This window comes from Kitasatospora sp. NPDC052896 (assembly GCF_044547075.1).
Classification (GTDB): Bacteria; Actinomycetota; Actinomycetes; order Streptomycetales; family Streptomycetaceae; genus Kitasatospora.
Genome location: NZ_JBITZU010000009.1, coordinates 87,956 through 107,113 on the forward strand (window position 1 = coordinate 87,956; position 19,158 = coordinate 107,113).

Here is a 19,158-nt window from a genome sequence, read left to right on the forward strand (position 1 = left end):
ACCGGGCGCCGGCCGACCCGTCAGCTCCGGGTGAGGTGGCGGCCGATCACCAGGCGCTGGATCTGGTTGGTGCCCTCGACGATCTGCAGCATCTTGGCCTCGCGCATGTAGCGCTCGGCCGGGAAGTCCTGGGTGTAGCCGTAGCCGCCGAGCACCTGCACGGCGTCGGTGGTCACCCGCATCGCGGTGTCGGTGCAGAAGAGCTTCGCCATCGCGGCCTCCTTGGAGAACGCCAGCCCGTGGTCGCGGCGGCGCGCGGCGGCCAGGTAGAGCGAGCGGCCGGCTTCGACCTGGGTGGCCATGTCGGCGAGCATGAAGGACAGGCCCTGGAAGTCGGCGATCGGCCGGCCGAACTGCTGCCGGGTCTGCGCGTACTCGACGGCGAGGTCCAGCGCGGCCTGGGCCAACCCGATCGCGCAGGCGGCGATGCCGAGCCGGCCGGAGTCCAGCGCGGAGAGCGCGATCTGGAAGCCCTGGCCCTCCTCGCCGATCAGCCGGTCGGCGTCGACCCGGACGCCGTCGAAGTGCAGCTGGGCGGTGGGCGAGCTGTTCATGCCCATCTTGTGCTCGGGCGTGGCAGCCGTCAGGTTGGCGGCGTCCCCCGGGATGAGCAGGCAGCTTATCCCGCGCGGGCCGTCCTCGCCGGTGCGGACCATCGCGCTGTAGAAGTCGGCCCGGCCGCCGTGGGTGATCCACGCCTTGGTGCCGTTGACCAGGTAGCCGTCGCCGTCCCGCTCCGCCCGGGTGCGCAGCGCGGCGGCGTCCGAGCCGGACTGCGGCTCGGAGAGGCAGTACGCGCCGAGCTGCGCGCCACCGAGCATCCCCGGCAGCCAGCGGGAGCGCTGCTCGTCACTGCCGAAGGTGGCCAGCGCGTGGCAGGACAGGGTGTGCACGCTGACTCCGAGGCCGACCGCGAGCCAGCCGGCCGCCAGCTCCTCCAGCACCTGCAGGTAGACCTCGTAGGGCTGGTCGCCGCCGCCGTGGGCCTCGGGGTAGGGCAGCGACAGCAGGCCGGCCTCGCCGAGGGTGCGGAAGACGTCGCGCGGGAAGCGCCCGGCCGCCTCGTCCGCCGCGGCCCGCGGCGCCAGCTCGCGCTGGACCAGATCACGGGTGAGGACGAGCAGCTCGCGCGCTTCGTCGCTGGGCAGCTGGCGGTCCACGGGCTTGGGGGGTGCAGCGTTCATGAGGGTGGGTCGCCTCCTCGTCAGGGCCCCGGGGGTGTCCGGTGCAGTGGGGAGCTCGCTGGACGTCCGCGACCGGGTCACGGTGAACGGGCGTTCACAGGCTTGGCGATGCGAGTATGCCCGATCAACGGCCGCCCGTCACGACCTGCCTGACCTGGGAATCCCCGTCGCCGGGCCAGGTAGGCTGACCGGCATGGACCACCCGGACGAGCTGGCGGACCTGGCCGATCGGCTGCGGGCGCTGCCGCCGTCCGTGGGGCCGGTGCGGCTGGTCGCGGTGGACGGGCACGCCGGCTCGGGCAAGACCACTTTCGCCGGCCGGCTGGCCGCGGCGCTCGGCGGCGCCCCGGTGGTGCACCTGGACGACCTGGCGACCCACGATGAGCTGTTCGAGTGGACCGGCCGACTGCGCGAGCAGGTGCTGGCACCGCTGGCTCGCGGCGAGACCGCACGGCACCGGGTGTACGACTGGGTACAGGGGCGCTTCGACGGGGCGCGCGAGGTGCCGCCCGCGCCCGTGGTCCTGGTGGAGGGGGTCGGCGCCGGGCGGCGGTCCGTCCGGCCGCTGCTGGCCGCGCTGATCTGGATGGAGCTGCCCGCCGCCACCGCCCGGGCCCGTGGCGAGCAGCGGGACGGTCCGGCGCTGGCAGCGTTCTGGCGGCGCTGGGCCACGGCCGAGGAGGCGCACTTCGCGGCCGACCCCAGCCGGGCATCTGCGCAGGTCCTGGTGGACGGGCGGACCGGTGGCGTGCTCCGGGTCGAGCTGGACCGGCCGGCCGGCGCCGCACGCGAGACCTGAGCGGGGCCGTCCGGCGAGGGGCGGCTCCGGCTCACTTCGTCACCCCGTGCAACCACCGCCGCGCGCCCTCGAGCCGGCCGGATCGGCCGTCGGAACACGAACGGTCAACGTACACGGCCGATTTGGACTGCTGCGAGACCCTTCCGGATCAGCCCCGCGCCGGTACGATTCTGTGCAGGCGCAGCTGCGCCCCGGGGGGGTGCGGTGGTGAGACGCCAGCGGACGACCGAGCCTCGGTGCACACACGGGGGGCGTGAGTGACCACTGTCGACGACACCGGCCGGACCGGACCGCACGGTCCCGCCGACCGCGCCTGGCTGCGGGCCATGGACGCCTACACGGCCGGTGCCTACGCCCGCGCCGAGGAGGAGTTCCGCACCGCCGTCCGGCTCGACCCGGGCATGGCCGATGCCTGGCTGGGGCTGCACGCGCTGCGCTGCGACACCTCCGGCGCGCTGCTGGCGATGTACCGGCACAAGAAACGTTTCGGCGAACAGCGCCGACGGCACCAGCGTCCGCTCAGTTCCTGGTACTGGCTGGGTTGGTGGGTGCAGCCGGTCCTGGAGGACGAGCGGGACCTCACCCTGGCGCACGCCTCGCACTGGCTGGACGGCCGGCACCTGGGCGAGCTGGACCGCGCGCTGGCCCAGTGCCCGCCCGCCGACCAGGACCCGTCGGTGCGCTTCCTCGCCGCCTGCCGCTCCTACCTGCTGAAGGACTGGGAGCAGCTGATCCGGGACACCGACCAGCTGCTGGACGACGTGCTGCTCGGCATCGAGGCCGGCCTGTTCGGCGGGATGGCCCGGGTCCGGCTGGACATGTGCGCCCAGGCACAGGCCCCGCTGGCCGCCTCGCTGGCCCGCTGCCGCTCCGAGCAGCCACAGCGCAAGGAACTGCGCTACTGGCTGGCCCGGGCGTACGAGGGCGCCGGGCGTAGCGCCGCCGCGCTGCCGCTGTACCGCGCGGTGCACCGGGCCGACCCGGCCTTCATGGACACCGCCGCCCGGCTGGCCGCGATCGCCGCCGAGGACGGGCTCGGACTGCTGGAGGAGCTGCCCGCGCTCGGCCCGGCGGAGGAGCTGGAGGACGCCGCCGGCGCCGGCCTCGACCTGCTCGGCGAACCGTCGGACGCCGAGTTCGCGCCGGACCCCGGGTTCGCGCCCTACTCCGACGAGGGGCAGTACCCGGACGGGCCGGGCTACACCGACGAGCCGGACGCCGAGCCGCTCCAGGCGACCGGCAGACCCCCGGTCGCCGAGCGCTCCGGCGACGGCGAGACCACCGCGCCGACCGCCGCCGTCCGGGACATCCCGCCCAGCGCGCCCGCCGCGGGTCCGGTCCGGGCGGCCACCGCGGCCGACCGTGAGCAACTGGACGCCGCGCTCGCGGCGTTGGAACGGATGGTCGGCCTGGACCCGGTCAAGCGGCAGGTCCGGGCGCTCTCCGCGCAGCTGCGGATGGCCGGGCTGCGCGCCGAGCAGGGTCTGCCGGTCCAGCCGCCGAAGCGGCACTTCGTCTTCTCCGGCCCGTCCGGCACCGGCAAGACCACGGTGGCCCGGATCCTCGGCCGGGTCTTCCACTCCCTCGGCCTGCTCTCCGGCGAGCACCTGGTGGAGGCCCAACGGGCCGACCTGGTCGGCGAGTTCCTCGGGCAGACCGCGGTCAAGGCGAACGAGCTGATCGACTCCGCACTGGACGGCGTGCTCTTCATCGACGAGGCCTACAGCCTGGCCAACTCCGGCTACAGCAAAGGCGACGCGTACGGCGACGAGGCACTGCAGGTCCTGTTGAAGCGGGCCGAGGACAACCGGGACCGGCTGGTGGTGATCCTGGCCGGTTACCCGGAGGGGATGAACCGGCTGCTGGCCGCCAACCCCGGTCTCAACTCCCGTTTCACCACCCGGGTCGACTTCCCCAGCTACCGACCGGCCGAACTGACCGCGATCGGCAGCGCGTTGGCCGCCCGGGACGGCGACGGCTGGGACGAGGACGCCGCCGAGGAGCTGGCCAGCATCTGCGCCCACGTGGTCGGCGAGGGCTGGATCGACGAGCTGGGCAACGGGCGGTTCATCCGGACCCTGTACGAGAAGTCCTGCGCCTACCGCGACCTGCGGCTCTCCCTGGCCCGGGAGGTGCCGGGCCGGGAGGACCTGGCGACCCTGCGGCTGCCCGACCTGATGCAGGCCTACGGCGAGCTGATCGACGGCCGGGGCTGAGCCCGGCCGTCGATCGGAGCCCGTACTCGGGGCCGGTGCTCAGGCGTGCGCGGCCGGCCGGTGGTCCGGGTCGTGCATCTCGCCGACCAGCTCCTCCAGCACGTCCTCCAGGGTGACCAGGCCGAGGGTGTGCCCGTCCGGTCCGATCACCGCGGCCAGGTGCGCGGCGGCCCGCCGCATCGCGGTGAGCGCGTCGTCCAGCGGCAGCCGTTCGGCGATCGCGGTCACCGGCCGCCACAGCCGCACCGGCACCGGGGCGTCCGGGTCCTCGGCCTCCAGCACGTCCTTGACGTGCAGGTAACCCAGCATCGCGCCGGACCGGTCGGTCACCGGGAAGCGGGAGAAGCCGGTGGCCACCGCGAGCTCCTCGACCTGCCGGGCGGTCGCCTCGGGGGCGACCGTGACCAGCCGCTCCACCGGCAGCAGCACGTCCGTCACCGGGCGCCGGCCCAGCTCCAGCGCGTCCTCCAGGCGCTCCTGCTCGCCGGCCTCCAGCAGGCCGGCGGCCCGCGACTCGGCGAGCATCCAGAGCAGCTGCTCGGCCGTGTAGACCGACTCCACCTCGTCCTTGGGCTCGACCCGGAAGAGCCGCAGCACCAGGTTGGCGAAGGTGTTGAGGAACCCGATCACCGGGCGGAGCAGCCGGGCCAGCCGGGCCAGCGGCGGGCCGAGCCAGAGCGCGGCCCGCTCCGGAGTGGCCAGCGCGACGTTCTTGGGCACCATCTCGCCGATCACCATGTGCAGGAAGACCACCAGGCCCAGCGCCAGCGCGTAGCCGATCGGCTGCACCAGCACGCCGGGCACGCCGGCCGCGTGGAAGACGGGCTCCAGCAGGTGGGCGATGGTCGGTTCGGCCAGCGCGCCGAGCAGCAGCGAGCAGACCGTGATGCCCAGCTGGGACGCGGCCAGCAGGGCCGAGACGTCGCCGATCGCGTGCAGCACGGTCCGGGCGCGGCGGTCACCGGCCTCGGCGAGCTGCTCGAGCTGGCTGCGGCGCACCGAGATCACGGCGAACTCGGCGCCGACGAAGTAGGCGTTGCCGAGCAGCAGCACCAGCGAGGCGAGGAGTTGCAGGAAGGTCATCGCTCCTTCCCCTCGGGCAGCCGGACCAACCGGACCCGCGTGGTCCGGTGCCGCTCCACGGCCTGCACGGTCAGCTCCCAGCCGGCCAGCCGGACCCGTTCACCACGTTCGGGGAGCTTGCCGAGCAGGTCGGCCAGCAGGCCGGCCACCGTCTCGTAGGGCCCCTGCGGCGCGCTCAGGCCGATCGACTCCAGCTGGTCGAGTCGGGCCCGGCCGTCCGCCAGCCAGGTGGGCCGGCCGTCGACCGGCGGGGCGGCGAGCAGCTCGGGGGTGTCCCCCGGGTCGTGCTCGTCCTGCACCTCACCGACGATCTCCTCGACGATGTCCTCCAGGGTGACCACCCCGGCGGTACCGCCGTACTCGTCGATCACGATCGCCATCGGCTGGCGGCGGCGCAGCTGGTCGAGCAGCCGCTCGGCCGGCAGCGTCTCGGGGACCAGCAGCGGGGCGCCGGCCAGCGCGGCCACCCGGACGTGGGCGCGCCGCTCCGGGCGTACGGCGAGCGCGTCCTTGAGGGTGATGGTGCCGGTGATCTCGTCCAGGCTGCCCTGGTGGACCGGGAAGCGGGAGAAGCCGGTGGCGCGGGTCAGGTTGACCACGTCCGCAGCGGTGGCGTCCTGGTGCAGCGCGGCCACCTCGACCCGGGGCGTCATCACGCTCTGCGCGGTCAGCTCGGACAGCCCCAGGGTGCGCACGAAGAGCAGCGCGGCGTCCTCCTCTATCGCCCCGGCCCGGGCCGAGTGTTGGGCGAGGAAGACCAGCTCACCGGGGGTGCGGGCGTGTGCCAGCTCCTCGGTGGGCTCCAGTCCGAGGGCCCGCACCAGCCGGTCGGCAGCGCCGTTCAGCGCCGCGATCAGCGGGCGGCAGACGGTCGAGAAGAGCCGCTGCGGGGCGGCGACCGCGCGGGCCACCTGGAGCGGGCGGGAGATCGCCCAGTTCTTCGGGACCAGCTCGCCGATCACCATCTGCAGGACGGTGGCGAGCAGCATGCCCAGCGCCACGGCGAGCCCGGTGGCGGCGGACGACGGGACGCCGAGCCCGGCGAAGACCGGGCCGAGCAGCCGGGAGAGGGCCGGCTCGGCCAGCATGCCGACCACCAGCGAGGTGACGGTGATGCCGAGCTGGGCGCCGGAGAGTTCGAACGAGAGCCTGCGCAGCGCCCCGCGCACGCGGACCGCGCGGCGGTCGCCGGCCTCGGCGGCCCGTTCGACCGCGCCGCGGTCGACCGTGATGAGGGAGAACTCGGCAGCCACGAAGAGCCCGTTGGCCAGGATGAGCAGGAACGCCGCTGCGAGCAGCAGCCAGGCGGTGATCACAGCGCCGCCTGCTCTCCGGAGCCAGGGAGACGGGCGGCGTGGGTACTACCGGACGGATCGTCCATCGAGGGGAGGTGTCACTCCTCAGGTCGCGGGTCGGACCGGGGCATGCTTTGCTTTGCCCCGGCTTTACCAGCGTAGACGATACCCGTGCGAGCTTCCGGCGGGTGTTCGAGGGTCCCCGGTCAGGCCGTGGCGGGCTCGCGGGTGGCGCCGCGCTCCTCGGTGAGGTCGCGCAGCGCTCGGGCGCCCTGGACCGCCTGCTCACGGCCGCCGCCCGGCTGGATGCCGACCGCGGCCAGCGAGGTGCCGTCGGCCAGGTCGAGGGTCACCCACGGGTCGCCCTGGCGCAGGTTCACCCGGACGATCTCCGCCCAGGCCAGCCGCCGGCTGCGGACGAAGTTGACCACGGTGACCCCGTCGGCGTCGGCCACCACCTTGGGACGGGCCAGCATCAGGCCGACCCCGGCGAAGACCAGGCCCAGCGTGATCATCGCGGCCCGGTCGTTCAGCTGCCAGCTGGACGGGAGCGCCACCGCGACGACGACGAAGACCACCAGCAGCAGCGCGCTGACCGGCAGCAGCAGCGCGCGGTTGCGGCGCGGCGCCCAGGTCACCGGCAGGGCGGGCAGGGCGGTGGGGTCGGACATGGCGGTGGCGCTCCCGGGAGGTGGTGCTGGTCAGAGACGGCAGGCGTGGATGTTGGTCACCAGGATCGCCCGGGCGCCGATGCCCCACAGGTCGTCCATGATCCGCTGGGCCTCCTTGCGGAGGACCATCGAGCGGACCGCGACCCAGCCCTCGGTGTGCAGCGGGGAGACGGTCGGCGACTCCAGGCCGGGGGTCAGCGCGACCGCCTCGCCGACCTTCTCGGCGCGGATGTCGTAGTCCATCAGCACGTAGCGACGGGCCACCAGGACACCCTGCAGGCGGCGCAGGAACTGCTCGACGGCTGGGTCGTCGACCGCGCCCTTGGGCCGGATCACCACGGCGTCGGAGACCAGGATCGGCTCGCCGAAGATCTCCAGGCCGGCGTTGCGCAGGCTGGTGCCGGTCTCCACCACGTCGGCGATCACGTCGGCGACGCCGAGCTGGACCGCGGTCTCCACCGCGCCGTCCAGCTTGGTGACGGTGGCGCTCACGCCCTGCTCGGCGAGGTGCTGCTCGACCAGGCCGGTGTAGGAGGTGGCGATCCGCAGGCCCTGCAGCCCCTGGACGTCCTTGGGCGAGCCGGCCGGGCCGGCGAAGCGGAAGGTCGAACCGCCGAAGCCGAGCGCGAGCACCTCCTCCGCGTTGGACGCCGAGTCGAGCAGCAGGTCACGGCCGGTGATGCCGATGTCCAGCCGGCCGGAGCCGACGTACACCGCGATGTCGCGCGGGCGCAGGAAGAAGAACTCGACCTGGTTCTCCGGGTCGACCAGGACCAGTTCCTTGGGGTCCTTGCGCTGGCGGTAGCCGGCCTCATGGAGCATCTCCGCCGCCGGACCCGAGAGCGAACCCTTGTTGGGGAGGGCGATGCGCAGCATGAGAGGACGTTCCTTCGCTGTGGTAGCGGCTGGTTCGGGGTGATGCGGGGGAGGACGCGGCTGGGTTTCGGGCGCCGGGTTTCGCCGGGCCGGGGTCAGAGGTGGGCGTAGACGTCGTCGAGCGTCAACCCGCGGGCCACCATCATCACCTGAAGGTGGTAGAGGAGCTGGGAGATCTCCTCGGCGGTGCGCTCGTCGGACTCGTGCTCGGCGGCCATCCAGACCTCGGCGGCCTCCTCGACCACCTTCTTGCCGATGGCGTGGACGCCCTGCTGGACGAGCTGCGCGGTACGGGAGGACCCGGGGTCGCCTGCGGCGGCCTTCTGCTGGAGCTCGGTGAAGAGCTCCTCGAATGTCTTCGAAGCCATGATGGACTCACCTTACGGCCTGCGGCCGGACAGACGGTAAACGGTCCCGGACCCTGGACAGTCGCGTCGGCCGTCCGAGGTCCGGGGCCCACCGAGCGCCGCCCGACGGTCCGGCGGGTGGCCGGACCGGCGATCGAGCGGGCTGTCAGCCGAGCGGATCAGCGTCCGGGCCCGGCGACCGCGCGCAGCGTGGCGGCGGTGGCGACGGCCGCGGTGACCGCCTCGTGGCCCTTGTCCTCGGCGGAGTCCGGCAGGCCCGCCCGGTCCAGCGCCTGCTGCTCGGTGTCGCAGGTCAGCACGCCGAAGCCGATCGGCACGCCGGTGCTGACGCTGACCTGGGTGAGGCCCACGGTGGCGGCCTGGCAGACGTAGTCGAAGTGCGGGGTGCCACCGCGGATGACCACCCCGAGGGCCACCACCGCGTCGTACCCGCGATCGGCCAACTGCTTGGCGGCGACCGGCAGTTCGAAGGTACCAGGGACTCGCACGATGGTCGGCTCGGTGATCCCCAGCTCCTTCAGGGCGCGCTGGGCACCGGCCAGCAGGCCGTCCATCACCTGGGTGTGCCACTGGGCGGCGATCACCGCGACCCGCAGGTCCTGGGCGTTCTCGATGGTCAGCTGGGGGGCTCCGTGGCCGCTCACGTCGTGATGCCTTTCCGTTCGGTGCTTCGGTGGTTGAACTGCTGCGATCGGACTGCTGTGGTTGGCGTGTGGGGGGCGGCTACCGGCCGAGCCAGGGCAGGTCGTGGCCCATCCGGTCGCGCTTGGTGCGCAGGTAGTCGAGGTTGTGCTCGCTCGGCTCGACCTGGATCGGTCGGCGGTCCTTGACTTTCAGGCCGTGCTCGGTGAGCGCGGTCAGCTTGTCGGGATTGTTGGTGAGCAGCGTCAGCGAGCGCACGCCCAGGTCGGTGAGCATCTGCCCGCCGATGCTGTAGTCGCGGGCGTCGACCGGCAGGCCGAGGTCGAGGTTGGCGTCCACGGTGTCACGGCCCTGCTCCTGGAGCTGGTAGGCGCGCAGCTTGTGGACCAGGCCGATGCCGCGGCCCTCCTGGCCGCGCAGGTAGAGCAGCACGCCGCGGCCGGACTCGGCGATCTGGGCGAGCGAGGCCTGCAGCTGCGGGCCGCAGTCGCAGCGCAGCGAGCCGAAGACGTCGCCGGTCAGGCACTCGGAGTGGACCCGGACCAGCACGTCCTCGCCGTCCGGCAGCCGTCCGTCGGCGTCCAGGCCGCCGGCCACCAGGGCGATGTGCTCGACGCCGTCCAGCGTGCCGTGGTAGCCCACCGCGGTGAAGTCGCCGTACGCCGTGGGCAGGGTGGTGACGGCCGCCCGGTCCACGTGCAGCTCGGTCCGGCGGCGGTAGGCGATCAGGTCCTCGATCGAGATGATCGCCAAGCCGTGCTCGCGGGCGAACGCGACCAGCTCGGGCAGCCGGGCCATGGTGCCGTCGTCGTTGACCACCTCGCAGATCGCCGCGGCCGGGGAGAGGCCGGCCAGCCGGGCCAGGTCGACGCCGGCCTCGGTGTGGCCGGGGCGGACCAGTACGCCGCCGTCCGCGGCGCGCAGCGGGAAGACGTGGCCGGGTCGGGTCAGGTCACCGGCGGTGGTGGCCTCGGCGGCCAGCAGTCGGATGGTCCGGGCCCGGTCGGCCGCCGAGATGCCGGTGGAGATCTTGTCCCGGGCGTCCACCGAGACCGTGTAGGCGGTGCCCTTCCGGTCCTCGTTGACCCGGGTCATCGGGGGCAGCGCCAGCCGGTCGGCGTCCGCGTTGGTCATCGGCACGCAGATCACGCCGGAGGAGTAGCGGATGGTGAAGGCCAGCAGCTCGGGGGTGGCCGCCGAGGCCGCGAAGATGATGTCGCCCTCGTTCTCGCGGTCCTCGTCGTCCACCACGATGACCGGGCGGCCGGCCGCGATGTCGGCGATGGCGCGCTCGACCGGGTCGAGGCTGAGGTCGGGGGTGCTCATGCCGGGGCTCCCTGCAGGTTCGGGGCGGTGGAGGCGTTGCGCGGGGCCCGGCTGCGCAGCCACCAGGCGCGCAGGCCGAGCAGGACCAGGACGAAGTAGATGCTGTAGGTCAGGCCGGAGAAGGTGTAGCCGCTGTTGAACGCGAGCGGGACGCCGACCAGGTCGACGGCGATCCAGGCGAACCAGAACTCCACCCAGCCGCGAGCCTGGGCGACCATCGCCGCCAGGGTTCCGACGAAGATGTAGGCGTCCGACCAGGGGCTCCAGGACATCCACGGGAACTGGGTGAAGATCAGGGCCGCCGCGACGGTCAGCAGCGCGGTGGCGCCGACCAGCAGCGCGCGTTCCTTCCAGCTGGCGAACCGGACCGCGATCGCGCCGGTGTCGCGGATCCCGCGCTGCCAGCGGGACCAGCCCCAGATCGCGGTGACGATCACGATCAGCTGCTTGCCGACCAGGCCGGGCAGGTGACCGGAGAGGTAGGCCCCGGCCAGCACCACGCCGGAGAGCAGCTGGACCGGCCAGCTCCAGACCGAGCGCCGCCAGCCGAGCGCGAGGCCGGCCAGGCCCAGCAGGTTGCCGATCATGTCGGTCCACAGCACGTGCTGGCCGAATATCGAAAACGCCACGCTGTTGAGCCAGTTCACGAGACGCCCTCCGAACGGGCCAGTGTGGTGGGGTTGTTGGCGGGGATGTTGACGATGCTGCCGACGCCGTCGGCCCGGGCGGCCAGCAGCCGCTCGACGTACTTGGCGAGGACGTCCACCTCGAGGTTGACCGACTCGCCAACTTCCTTGGCACCGAGGGTGGTCAGGGCGAGCGTGGCGGGGATCAGGCTGACCGTGAAGGTGTCGGCGGCGGCCTCCACCACCGTCAGGCTGATGCCGTCCACCGTGATCGAACCCTTGTCGACCAGGTAGCGGGAGATGCTCGACGGCAGCGAGAACCGCAGCACCTCCCAACGGGGCCTGCCCTCCGCGTCCAGCTCGCCCGGGGCACGCTCGAGCAGGATGCCGGTGGCGTCGACGTGGCCCTGGACCAGGTGGCCGCCGAGCCGGGCGCCGAGTGCCATGGCCCGCTCCAGATTGACCCGGGAGCCGGGGACCAGCGCGCCCAGGCTGGAGCGGTGCAGCGTCTCGGCCATCACATCGGCAGTGAACTCACCGCCGCCGGTGGCCAGTTGCTCGGGAGCGTCGACGACGGTCAGGCAGACACCGTTGACCGCGATGGAGTCGCCGTGCCGGGCCCCGGTACAGACCAGCGGACCGCGCAGGCGCAGGCGCGAGGAGTCGCCGAACTCCTCGATGGAGACGACCTCGCCGAGCTCTTCGATGATGCCGGTGAACACCCGGGTTCTCCTCGCGCTTGGGGCGCGGACTCCGGGGCGGCAGATGCATGGGAAACCGTAACGGGCTGATACCGACGCGGATGCCAGGGAGCTGGCAGGATCCGGATCCGGGTCGCCGAAGATCCACCCCGTGTGATGGGGTGCTTCGCCGCCGCAGAGGACTCTGCCGCTCACCTCAACGCGATCCCCCGGAACGGGGAACCACGGCACCGCTTGGCCCGTCGCGCACGCCTCCCATCCGGACTTTAACCGTCGGTCCAGGAATTTCACCTGGTCAACCGGCCGCTGGCTGCGGACGGGTCGCGGACTGTAACCGCCGGTTCGGATTTTCACCGACCCCGGAGTGCGCTGAACGTCACTGCTCTTACGTGGCTCATTGTGCCATGATCCGCAACCGCTGAGGGAGAGGTCTGCGCTGTGGGCTGTTTCACTCCGTCCCACGGGAATGCGAGCGGCACGCGGGGACTGAGTGGGGACCGTTCCGGATTCACCTTGATCGCCACCGGGGGCCGGGCAACGGGGCGGGCCCTGCCCCTGCTCATCCACCCGTACGAGCTAACTCCCGCGTCCCGTCAGGCGCTCCGCCACCCTGGGCGCCCAGGGCGTGCGCGGGCAGTACCACCGTCGCGGGTGCTTGTCCCCGGTGGTCCACAACGGCGCGACCGGGAGCGACAGCTGACTCAGGACCAGTGCGGTCCCGCCCTGTTGGGCGCGCGAGCGGGAGTCACGGGTGGGCTCCGCTCAGGACGTGCAGCGCGAGCGCAAGGGCGGAGTCCCGGTCGTGGGAGAACTCGGCGTCGGTGAAGACCGGCGTCGGCAGGTCCGGCGGGATGCCGGCGCCGTCGAAGCTGCGGCCGTCCTGGGTGAGACAGCGCATCATCCGCGTGGTTCAGCACGGCGGTGTCCGGGTCGACGCCCGGGCGGACGGTGACTTCGGGGTGGCCGTCCACCCAGAACCACACCGCGCCGGAGGAGTCGGCGGGACCGGTCCGCTGCCCGCTCAGCTCACCGGGCAGGGCGCCGGCGCACGAGACGTCGAAGGTGCGCAGCAGGCCGCCGTGGATGGTGAGGACGATGCCGTGGCCATCCGTCTGCCAGACCCCCTCGACCGGGCTCCGGCGGCGGGCTGGGACGGCGGGAGCCGGGGGCGCGGCCGCCGACGCGGCGGGAGCTGTCACCGCCGCCGGCAGTCCGGCCACGGTCGCCGCGCCGCCCGTCAGGACCGCGCGCCGGGGCAGTCCGCCCTGCCGCCGGCTCTGCCTCACCACGCCCTGTCGCTGCGTCCGGTTCCTCATCACGCACCTCCGCCGGATTCCTGTGGTCCGAGAGTGCGGGGGCAGTTGCGCACACCCCGCTTCGGCTTTCACAAGGGACGCTACGGTGGGTAGTGATCCGGTGTCGCTGGCGTGAGCACCCGTCTTTTTCCTGGCATGGGCACCAGCCACAGAACTGGTGCCAACACCACTGCGATGGGGGTCGACGGGTCCACCGGCGATCCGGACGCGACGAGTGCGTCCGCATCGGTCGCCCGGTCAGGAGCCGCGCTGCCCGGCGGGGGTCTCCGTGGCCGAGGGCGACCCGCTCGCGGACGGACGCGGCGACGGAACGGGCTGGTCGTCCCCGCCCGAACCGCCGACCGGGCGCGAGAACCAGCTCCCCCGGCTCCGGTCACGGATCACGAACGCCGTCACCGGCGCCCCCGCCGGGACCACCGTCACCAATTCGTCCACCCGGAACCCCGGCCAGGCCGGCCCGGTGAACGTGACCGGGCCGCTCGGCACCGCCGGCGGCAGCAGCGGGTTGCCGCACGCGCAGCGCACCCGCGGCAGCCCCCGGTTGTCGATCAGCACCGCGGTGCCCGCCCGCAGGACCGACTGGAAGCCCGTCGCGAGGCCGTCGGCGAAGCCGTGGTTGGTCACCCGGGTGTCGGAACGCAGCACCACCGGGGTGAGCCTGCCGAGGTAGAAGGGGATGTCACCGACCCGGACACCCTCGACCCCGGCCCACGCGTGCGCCTTGTCGACATGACCCACGAGGTAGTCCGTCAGCTTGGCCACCTCGCAGCTGCCGAGGCGCTCGGTGCCGCCGTAGAGGCCCGCCGTCCCACCGTCGACCGACCGGGACCCGACGGTGGAGGCCGAGGCGACGGCGAGCGGGGGGCCGCCGGACGGGGAGCCCGACGGGCCGGCCGAGGAGCTCGCCACCGAGCCCGTGAACGGATCCGGCCCGGGCTCGTCGGCCGCCTGCAGGAGAACCGGGACGGACGCGACGACGGGCTGGTTCGTCTCCGGCTGGCGCTCCACCAGCACCGCACCCAGCCCGACCACCAGCCCCGCGACCACCGCGCCGAGCGCGAGCGAACGCGGCCGGCGCCACCACGGTCGCCGGGGACCCCCGTCACCGCCGGCCATCACCATGTGCGGCCACGGTTCCACCGGGGGTCCGGACGGCGGCCCCGGCCGGCCCGACGCACCCGACGGTGGCTCGGGCGGAGGACCTGACGGCGGTTCGGAGCGCACGGCCCATTCTCTGCTCCCCCGCCCGGGCCGCCGCAACCGCAGCTCCGCGCCCGGGTGACCGCCGGCCCGCGGCGCAGGACCGGCGGCCGCCCACCCCGAGCGGGTGGACGGCCGCCGGACGGACGCTCGGCGGGTGGGCGGCGCGCCCCGGCCACGCTCCGGTCCCACCGGCCTGGGCCCGCGGGCCGGTCAGCACCGATCGGTACCGTGCTCGACAGCGTGAAGGCGACCTCGAAGCCCCGCTCGGGCAGCGGGCCGGCCCGCAGGACACCCCCGTGGACCCGGACCCGCTCCCGCATCCGGACCAGCCCGTGGCCGCCGCCGGACGACGCGGCCGCGGCCGCGGCCGGGCGGGTGGCGCCAGGCGATCTTCGACTACCAAGCGTGATAGCTTCGCTACCGAACGAGAGGTCCGCCCACGACCCGGCCCCTTCGACCGCCAGGCGTACCCGACTCAGGCCACAGCCGGCCCGACCGCACCACCCGCCCCGAAGAGGACCCATGCCACGGATCGCCCCTTCTGACATCACGTCACCAACCTTGCCGGAAGGGCCGGTCGAGCGAATCCTCGGCCCGCGGTGACGACGCTGCGACAGGACGCCGACGTCGCCCGGGGCCCACTGGGCGGGGTGCCGCTGGCGGTGGCGGGCGGCGGCACGGCCGGCACGCTGGCCGCCCGCCACCTGCGGGCGCTCGGCTGCACCACCGCCCCGGCCCGGGAGTTGGCGACGACGGCGGGGCAGGCGGCCCGGCTGGCCCTGGGCCCCGGCCCGGCGGATCCGGCGGCCGACGGCACCGAACGCGACATCGACTGCGTGATCGACTGGGCAGGTCCGGTGGACCTGCCGCTGGCGAGCGAGGCCGACGCCCAGGCGGCTTGCGGGATCGCCGCCGTGCACGGCCGCCGGTACGGCGCACCGACACCGCTGGGGATCGACTACGCGGGGGCGGTGGCCGGAGTGCTCGCCGTCCAGGGCCTGTTGGCGGCCCGCTGCGCCGGCCTGCGCGGCGCTCCGGTGCGCGGGGTGCGGACCTCGGTCGCCGGCGCCGCGCTGCTCGCCGTCGGGCAGTACCTGGCAGCCGCCACCGCCGACGACCCCGACCGCACGGGCCGACCCGACCGCACGGCCCCCGAGGACACCGCTCCCAAGGACACCGCGCCCGAAGGCACCCCGCCCGAAAGCGCGGCCGCCGACCCACCGTTCACCAGTCGGGACGGCGTCCGGTTCGAGATCGAGTCGCTCGACGCCGGCCCCTGGCTGGAGTTCTGGACCCGGCTCGGCGTCGATCGCCACCCGATCGGCCGCGGTTGGCCCTCCTTCCAGCTCCGGTTCTCCTCGGCCCAGTGCCCGTTGCCCCCCGAACTCGCCGCCACCGCCGCGCAGTCGGACTACCACGAGATCGTCACCGCGGCCGGCCGCGCGGGTGTCGGCATCGTCCCGGTGCGCGAGGACGCGCCCGCCCCGCCCCCGACACCGCCCTGGCAGATCGCCCGGGCCGGCGGTCGACCGCCCCGCCCGGCCGGGCCGATCGCGCCACGGACGGGCGGCGTGCGGCTGCCGCTGGCGGGGCTGGTGGTGGTGGAGATGACCCGGCGACTCCAAGGCCCGCTCGCCGGGCACCTGTTGGCGCTGCTCGGCGCCGAGCTGGTGCGGATCGAGCCGCTCGGTGGCGATCCGCTGCGCGGTGTGCCGCCGATGGCGGGCGACGATTCGGCCCGCTTCCACGCGCTCAACCGCGGCAAGCGGGCGGTCGAAGCGGATCCGCGCGCGCCGTCCGGGCGCCGGGCGATCCGCGAACTGGTCGGTGACGCCGACGTGTTCCTGCACAACCTCGCGCCCGGCAAGGCCGAGGCCTTCGGGCTGGGTGCCCCGGAGCTGTTGGCCGTCCAGCCCGGCCTGGTGCACGCCTGGGCCTCGGGGTGGGGGGAACTCCTCGGCCCCGAGCCGCCGGTGGGGACGGACTACCTGGTGCAGGCGCGCAGCGGGCTCGCCGCGCTGGTCACCCCGGCGGGCCGGCCGGCCACCCCCTCGCTGATGACCATCACCGACATCTTCGGCGGCCTGATCAGTGCCGAGGGGGTACTGGCCGCGCTGGTGGCCCGGGAGGTCACCGGACACGGGCGCCGGGTGGACTCCTCGCTCTGGTCGGCCGCGACCGAGCTGCTGCGCACCGGTACCCCACCGGCCGCGCGGCGGACCGCCTTCGCCGCCGCCACTCCGGACGAGATCGCCCGAGACTCTCGGTTCCGCTCCGCACTACACCGTGATCGCTGTCTACTGCCCTGCTCACCCTGGGAGTTCGACCGTTGACCGCCCCCATCAGCACCACCGTCCGGGCCCCGCGCAGCGGGCTCGACCTGCCCGACCTGGTCCCGGCCGAGCTGCGCCGGCAGTGGTCCGCGCAGGGCCACTACCCCGACCGCGGCATCGCCGACCTGTTCGCCGAGCGGGTCCGTGGGCACCCGCGGCGGCCGGCCGTGGTCTGTCCCGGGGAGACCCTCGACTACGCCGAACTCGACCGCCGCACGGGCCGGATCGCCACCGCGCTGCGCAGTGCCGGGGTGGCGCCCGGCGACGTCGTCGCGATCCGGCTGCCGAACGGCTGGCCGGCGGTGGCGACCGAGCTCGCGGCGGCGGCGGTCGGGGCGACCGCACTGACCTTCCCGGCCGGCCGGGGCCTCGCGGACACCAGGGCGCTGCTTCGCCGGTCCCGGGCCGTGGCGCTGCTGAGCACCGCCGCCACAGCCCACGAGATCGGTCCCGAGCTGGCCCGACTCCCCTTCCTGCGCGCGGTGTTCGCCATCGACGGGACCGGGTCGACGGTACGGACCGACCCCGGCCCGGACCGACCGGGGCCAACGGCGCACGAGGATCCGCCCGACACGGTCCCGGTGGATCCGTCGGCGGCGGCCAGGATCCTGGTCTCCTCCGGCTCCGAGTCGGAGCCCAAGATGGTCGCCTACTCGCACAACGCGATGGCCGGCGGCCGCGGCAACTACCTGCGTGCCGTCTACCGGGGCACCGAAGTGCCGCGCGCGCTGGTCCTGGTGCCGCTCTCCTCCTCGTACGGCTCACTGGGCGTGATCACCCTGTACCGGCACGGCGGGACCCTGCTGCTACTGGACGGCTTCGACGCCGCCACCGCGCTGCGTGCCATCACCGCGCACCGGCCCACCCACCTGTTCGGCGTCGCCACGATGCTGCGCCGGATGACCCAACTCGCCCCGGAGTCCGGCGAGGACCTCTCCTCGCTGCGATCGGTGATCGCCAGTTGCGACGGGTTGCCGCCCGCACTGCTGGCCGACTGCCTGGCCCGGTTCGGCTGCCCGGTCAGCAACCTGTACGGCTCCACCGACGGCCTCAACTGTCGTGCCGATCACCGCACTTCGACCGAGCTGACCAGCGTGTTGGGCCAACCCGACCCGGCCGTCTGCGAGTTCCGGATCCATGACGAGCAGGGACGCCCGCTGCCGGCGGGCGAGCCCGGCGAGATCTGGGCGCGCGGCCCGATGACCCCGCTCTGCTACGTCGGCGCGCCGCAGTTGGACGCCCGCTACCGCGCGCCCGGGGGCTGGGTCCGCTCCGGCGACCGGGGCCGACTCACCGCCGACGGGCGGCTGGAGCTGGTGCGCCGCAACAGCAACGTGGTGAAGCGCGGCGGCTACTCGATCAGCCCGGCGGAGGTCGAGCGGCACGCTGGCGCGCATCCGGCCGTAGCAGAGGCGGTCTGCCTGGCGGTGCCGGATCCGGACCTCGGCGAGCGGCTCTGCGTCTGCGTGGTGCCCCGGCAGGGGACGGCGGCGCCCACGTTGGCGGAGCTCAACCACTTCCTGGAGCAGCGGCGCGGGCTGGAACGCCGCAAGCTGCCGGAGCAGTTGCTGCGCCTGGCGGAGCTCCCGCTGGGGGCCGCCGGCAAGCTCGACCGCAACCGGCTGACGGCGCTGGCCCGTTCGGCTCCGCCGGCCCGCTGACGGTCGGCCGGCGCGCGCCGAGCCGGCGGCCAGGTGAGGTGAGGTGAGGTGACACGGTGTCGGAACAGCCCGGCGACACGGGAACGGTCCCGCAGGTGCCGGCGCAGGCCCTCGCGCCACTGCCGACGGTCGACCAGATCGTCGGCCGGATGCGGGCCCTGGCAGCCGGCTTCCCGCCGAGCGACGGGGTGGGCGTCTTCCATCGGATCTACCTCGCCGTCACCCAACTGGTGCGCAGTCGGCTGGGCACCGGCTGGTTCGCCGATCCGGCCGCGATGGCCGTGCTCGACGCGCTCTTCGCCGAGCGCTACCTCGCCGCGAACGCCGCTGTCGCCGCCGGGCGGCGGCCACCCGCCTGCTGGCGCCCGCTCTTCGAGCTGCGGCGCCACCCCGGCATCCATCCCCTGCAGTTCGCGCTGAGCGGGATCAACTCCCACATCGAGCACGACCTGCCGCTCGCGGTGCTGGACGCCTCGCGGCGGCTGGGTCGGGATCCGGAGAGCTTCGAACCCGACTACCACCGGATCAACGATCTGCTGGCCCAGTTGGAGGGGCAGGTGCAGGCCGAACTGCTGCCGACGGCGGCCCGGTCGGCGCTCGGCGAGCCGCTGCTGCACGTGCTCGGGGTCTGGAGCATCGACGCGGCCCGGGAGGCCGCCTGGGCCAGCGTGCTGGCGCTGCGCGGCCTGCGCGACTCCCCGCTCGGCTACGCGGCGGTGTCCGACACGCTGGACGCCTCGGTCGGCATGGTCAGCCGCGCCCTGCTCACCCCGGTCGGTGACTGACGCGGAGTCAGCGTCTCCTCGTGCGGCACGAGAAGCCGGCGGATCAGACGTCGTCTGCTTATTGACGAGCAGC

17 protein-coding genes and 1 riboswitch are annotated in these 19,158 nt (G+C 73.9%); of the genes, 5 read left to right on the forward strand and 12 right to left on the reverse strand.

Annotated elements, in window-relative coordinates; genetic code table 11:
- Window positions 1-20: 20 nt before the first annotated feature.
- The gene (locus ACIGXM_RS20200) at window positions 21-1,184 is read right to left on the reverse strand and encodes an acyl-CoA dehydrogenase family protein (protein WP_396562729.1); all 1,164 of its coding nucleotides are present in this window, start codon (window positions 1,182-1,184) and stop codon (window positions 21-23) included.
- A gap of 193 nt (window positions 1,185-1,377) precedes the next feature.
- Between ACIGXM_RS20200 and ACIGXM_RS20205 the strand changes: the two genes are divergently transcribed.
- Together ACIGXM_RS20205 and ACIGXM_RS20210 are read left to right on the forward strand one after the other, a co-directional pair.
- A complete protein-coding gene (locus tag ACIGXM_RS20205; RefSeq protein WP_396562731.1) occupies window positions 1,378-1,983 on the forward strand; it encodes a uridine kinase in 606 nt (201 codons plus the stop codon).
- Window positions 1,984-2,309: 326 nt separating this feature from the next.
- Window positions 2,310-4,199: an AAA family ATPase gene (locus tag ACIGXM_RS20210; RefSeq protein WP_396563102.1), complete on the forward strand. Its 1,890-nt coding sequence runs from the start codon at window positions 2,310-2,312 to the stop codon at window positions 4,197-4,199.
- Between the two features lie 39 nt (window positions 4,200-4,238).
- Here ACIGXM_RS20210 and ACIGXM_RS20215 read toward each other — a convergent pair whose 3' ends face one another.
- The 11 genes from ACIGXM_RS20215 to ACIGXM_RS20265 form a co-directional block, all read right to left on the reverse strand.
- On the reverse strand, window positions 4,239-5,282 hold the full coding sequence (locus tag ACIGXM_RS20215; protein WP_396562733.1) for a hemolysin family protein: 1,044 nt from the start codon (window positions 5,280-5,282) through the stop codon (window positions 4,239-4,241).
- The gene (locus tag ACIGXM_RS20220; protein ID WP_396562735.1) at window positions 5,279-6,598 is read right to left on the reverse strand and encodes a hemolysin family protein; all 1,320 of its coding nucleotides are present in this window, start codon (window positions 6,596-6,598) and stop codon (window positions 5,279-5,281) included. The genes ACIGXM_RS20215 and ACIGXM_RS20220 overlap by 4 nt, the downstream gene beginning before the upstream one ends.
- A 185-nt stretch (window positions 6,599-6,783) precedes the next feature.
- A complete protein-coding gene (locus ACIGXM_RS20225; RefSeq protein WP_396562737.1) occupies window positions 6,784-7,248 on the reverse strand; it encodes a PH domain-containing protein in 465 nt (154 codons plus the stop codon).
- A gap of 30 nt (window positions 7,249-7,278) precedes the next feature.
- On the reverse strand, window positions 7,279-8,124 hold the full coding sequence (gene hisG / locus ACIGXM_RS20230; protein WP_396562739.1) for an ATP phosphoribosyltransferase: 846 nt from the start codon (window positions 8,122-8,124) through the stop codon (window positions 7,279-7,281).
- A 95-nt stretch (window positions 8,125-8,219) separates the two neighbouring features.
- On the reverse strand, window positions 8,220-8,492 hold the full coding sequence (locus ACIGXM_RS20235; protein WP_396562741.1) for a phosphoribosyl-ATP diphosphatase: 273 nt from the start codon (window positions 8,490-8,492) through the stop codon (window positions 8,220-8,222).
- Window positions 8,493-8,650: 158 nt separating this feature from the next.
- Entirely contained in the window at window positions 8,651-9,136 is a 486-nt protein-coding gene (gene ribH / locus ACIGXM_RS20240) for a 6,7-dimethyl-8-ribityllumazine synthase (RefSeq protein WP_396562743.1), read from the reverse strand.
- A gap of 79 nt (window positions 9,137-9,215) precedes the next feature.
- A complete protein-coding gene (locus tag ACIGXM_RS20245; protein WP_396562745.1) occupies window positions 9,216-10,460 on the reverse strand; it encodes a bifunctional 3,4-dihydroxy-2-butanone-4-phosphate synthase/GTP cyclohydrolase II in 1,245 nt (414 codons plus the stop codon).
- Entirely contained in the window at window positions 10,457-11,047 is a 591-nt protein-coding gene (locus ACIGXM_RS20250) for a nicotinamide riboside transporter PnuC (protein WP_396563104.1), read from the reverse strand. Before ACIGXM_RS20250 ends, ACIGXM_RS20245 begins: the two co-directional genes overlap by 4 nt.
- 56 nt (window positions 11,048-11,103) lie before the next feature.
- Complete coding sequence (locus ACIGXM_RS20255; RefSeq protein ID WP_396562747.1) at window positions 11,104-11,808, reverse strand: riboflavin synthase; 705 nt, start codon at window positions 11,806-11,808, stop codon at window positions 11,104-11,106.
- A 222-nt stretch (window positions 11,809-12,030) separates the two neighbouring features.
- Window positions 12,031-12,158, reverse strand: a riboswitch (FMN riboswitch).
- A gap of 374 nt (window positions 12,159-12,532) precedes the next feature.
- Window positions 12,533-12,688, reverse strand: coding sequence for a hypothetical protein (locus tag ACIGXM_RS20260; RefSeq protein ID WP_396562748.1), 156 nt, complete (start codon window positions 12,686-12,688; stop codon window positions 12,533-12,535).
- Between the two features lie 652 nt (window positions 12,689-13,340).
- Complete coding sequence (locus tag ACIGXM_RS20265) at window positions 13,341-14,243, reverse strand: DUF6777 domain-containing protein (RefSeq protein WP_396562750.1); 903 nt, start codon at window positions 14,241-14,243, stop codon at window positions 13,341-13,343.
- Between the two features lie 662 nt (window positions 14,244-14,905).
- On the opposite strand from ACIGXM_RS20265, the gene ACIGXM_RS20270 reads away from it, so the two are divergent.
- Genes ACIGXM_RS20270 through ACIGXM_RS20280 form a run of 3 tightly spaced genes read left to right on the forward strand, consistent with a single transcriptional unit; the run spans window position 14,906 to window position 19,085 of the window.
- Window positions 14,906-16,639 carry a CoA transferase gene (locus tag ACIGXM_RS20270; RefSeq protein ID WP_396562752.1) on the forward strand — a complete coding sequence of 578 codons (1,734 nt, stop codon included), beginning with the start codon at window positions 14,906-14,908 and terminating at the stop codon, window positions 16,637-16,639.
- Window positions 16,636-18,300, forward strand: a complete 1,665-nt coding sequence (locus ACIGXM_RS20275; RefSeq protein WP_396562754.1) for a class I adenylate-forming enzyme family protein — start codon at window positions 16,636-16,638, stop codon at window positions 18,298-18,300. Before ACIGXM_RS20270 ends, ACIGXM_RS20275 begins: the two co-directional genes overlap by 4 nt.
- Before the next feature lie 56 nt (window positions 18,301-18,356).
- Window positions 18,357-19,085 carry a DUF5995 family protein gene (locus tag ACIGXM_RS20280; protein ID WP_396562756.1) on the forward strand — a complete coding sequence of 243 codons (729 nt, stop codon included), beginning with the start codon at window positions 18,357-18,359 and terminating at the stop codon, window positions 19,083-19,085.
- Window positions 19,086-19,158 lie beyond the last annotated feature (73 nt).

What these genes read in the sequence shown, in the direction of transcription:
- ACIGXM_RS20200 (WP_396562729.1), bottom strand. Translation starts at nt 1,184, where the DNA reads ATGAACGCTGCACCCCCCAAGCCCGTGGACCGCCAGCTGCCCAGCGAC.
- ACIGXM_RS20205 (WP_396562731.1), top strand. Translation starts at nt 1,378, where the DNA reads ATGGACCACCCGGACGAGCTGGCGGACCTGGCCGATCGGCTGCGGGCG.
- ACIGXM_RS20210 (WP_396563102.1), top strand. Translation starts at nt 2,310, where the DNA reads ATGGACGCCTACACGGCCGGTGCCTACGCCCGCGCCGAGGAGGAGTTC.
- ACIGXM_RS20215 (WP_396562733.1), bottom strand. Translation starts at nt 5,282, where the DNA reads ATGACCTTCCTGCAACTCCTCGCCTCGCTGGTGCTGCTGCTCGGCAAC.
- ACIGXM_RS20225 (WP_396562737.1), bottom strand. Translation starts at nt 7,248, where the DNA reads ATGTCCGACCCCACCGCCCTGCCCGCCCTGCCGGTGACCTGGGCGCCG.
- hisG (WP_396562739.1), bottom strand. Translation starts at nt 8,124, where the DNA reads ATGCTGCGCATCGCCCTCCCCAACAAGGGTTCGCTCTCGGGTCCGGCG.
- ACIGXM_RS20235 (WP_396562741.1), bottom strand. Translation starts at nt 8,492, where the DNA reads ATGGCTTCGAAGACATTCGAGGAGCTCTTCACCGAGCTCCAGCAGAAG.
- ACIGXM_RS20245 (WP_396562745.1), bottom strand. Translation starts at nt 10,460, where the DNA reads ATGAGCACCCCCGACCTCAGCCTCGACCCGGTCGAGCGCGCCATCGCC.
- ACIGXM_RS20250 (WP_396563104.1), bottom strand. Translation starts at nt 11,047, where the DNA reads ATGATCGGCAACCTGCTGGGCCTGGCCGGCCTCGCGCTCGGCTGGCGG.
- ACIGXM_RS20260 (WP_396562748.1), bottom strand. Translation starts at nt 12,688, where the DNA reads ATGATGCGCTGTCTCACCCAGGACGGCCGCAGCTTCGACGGCGCCGGC.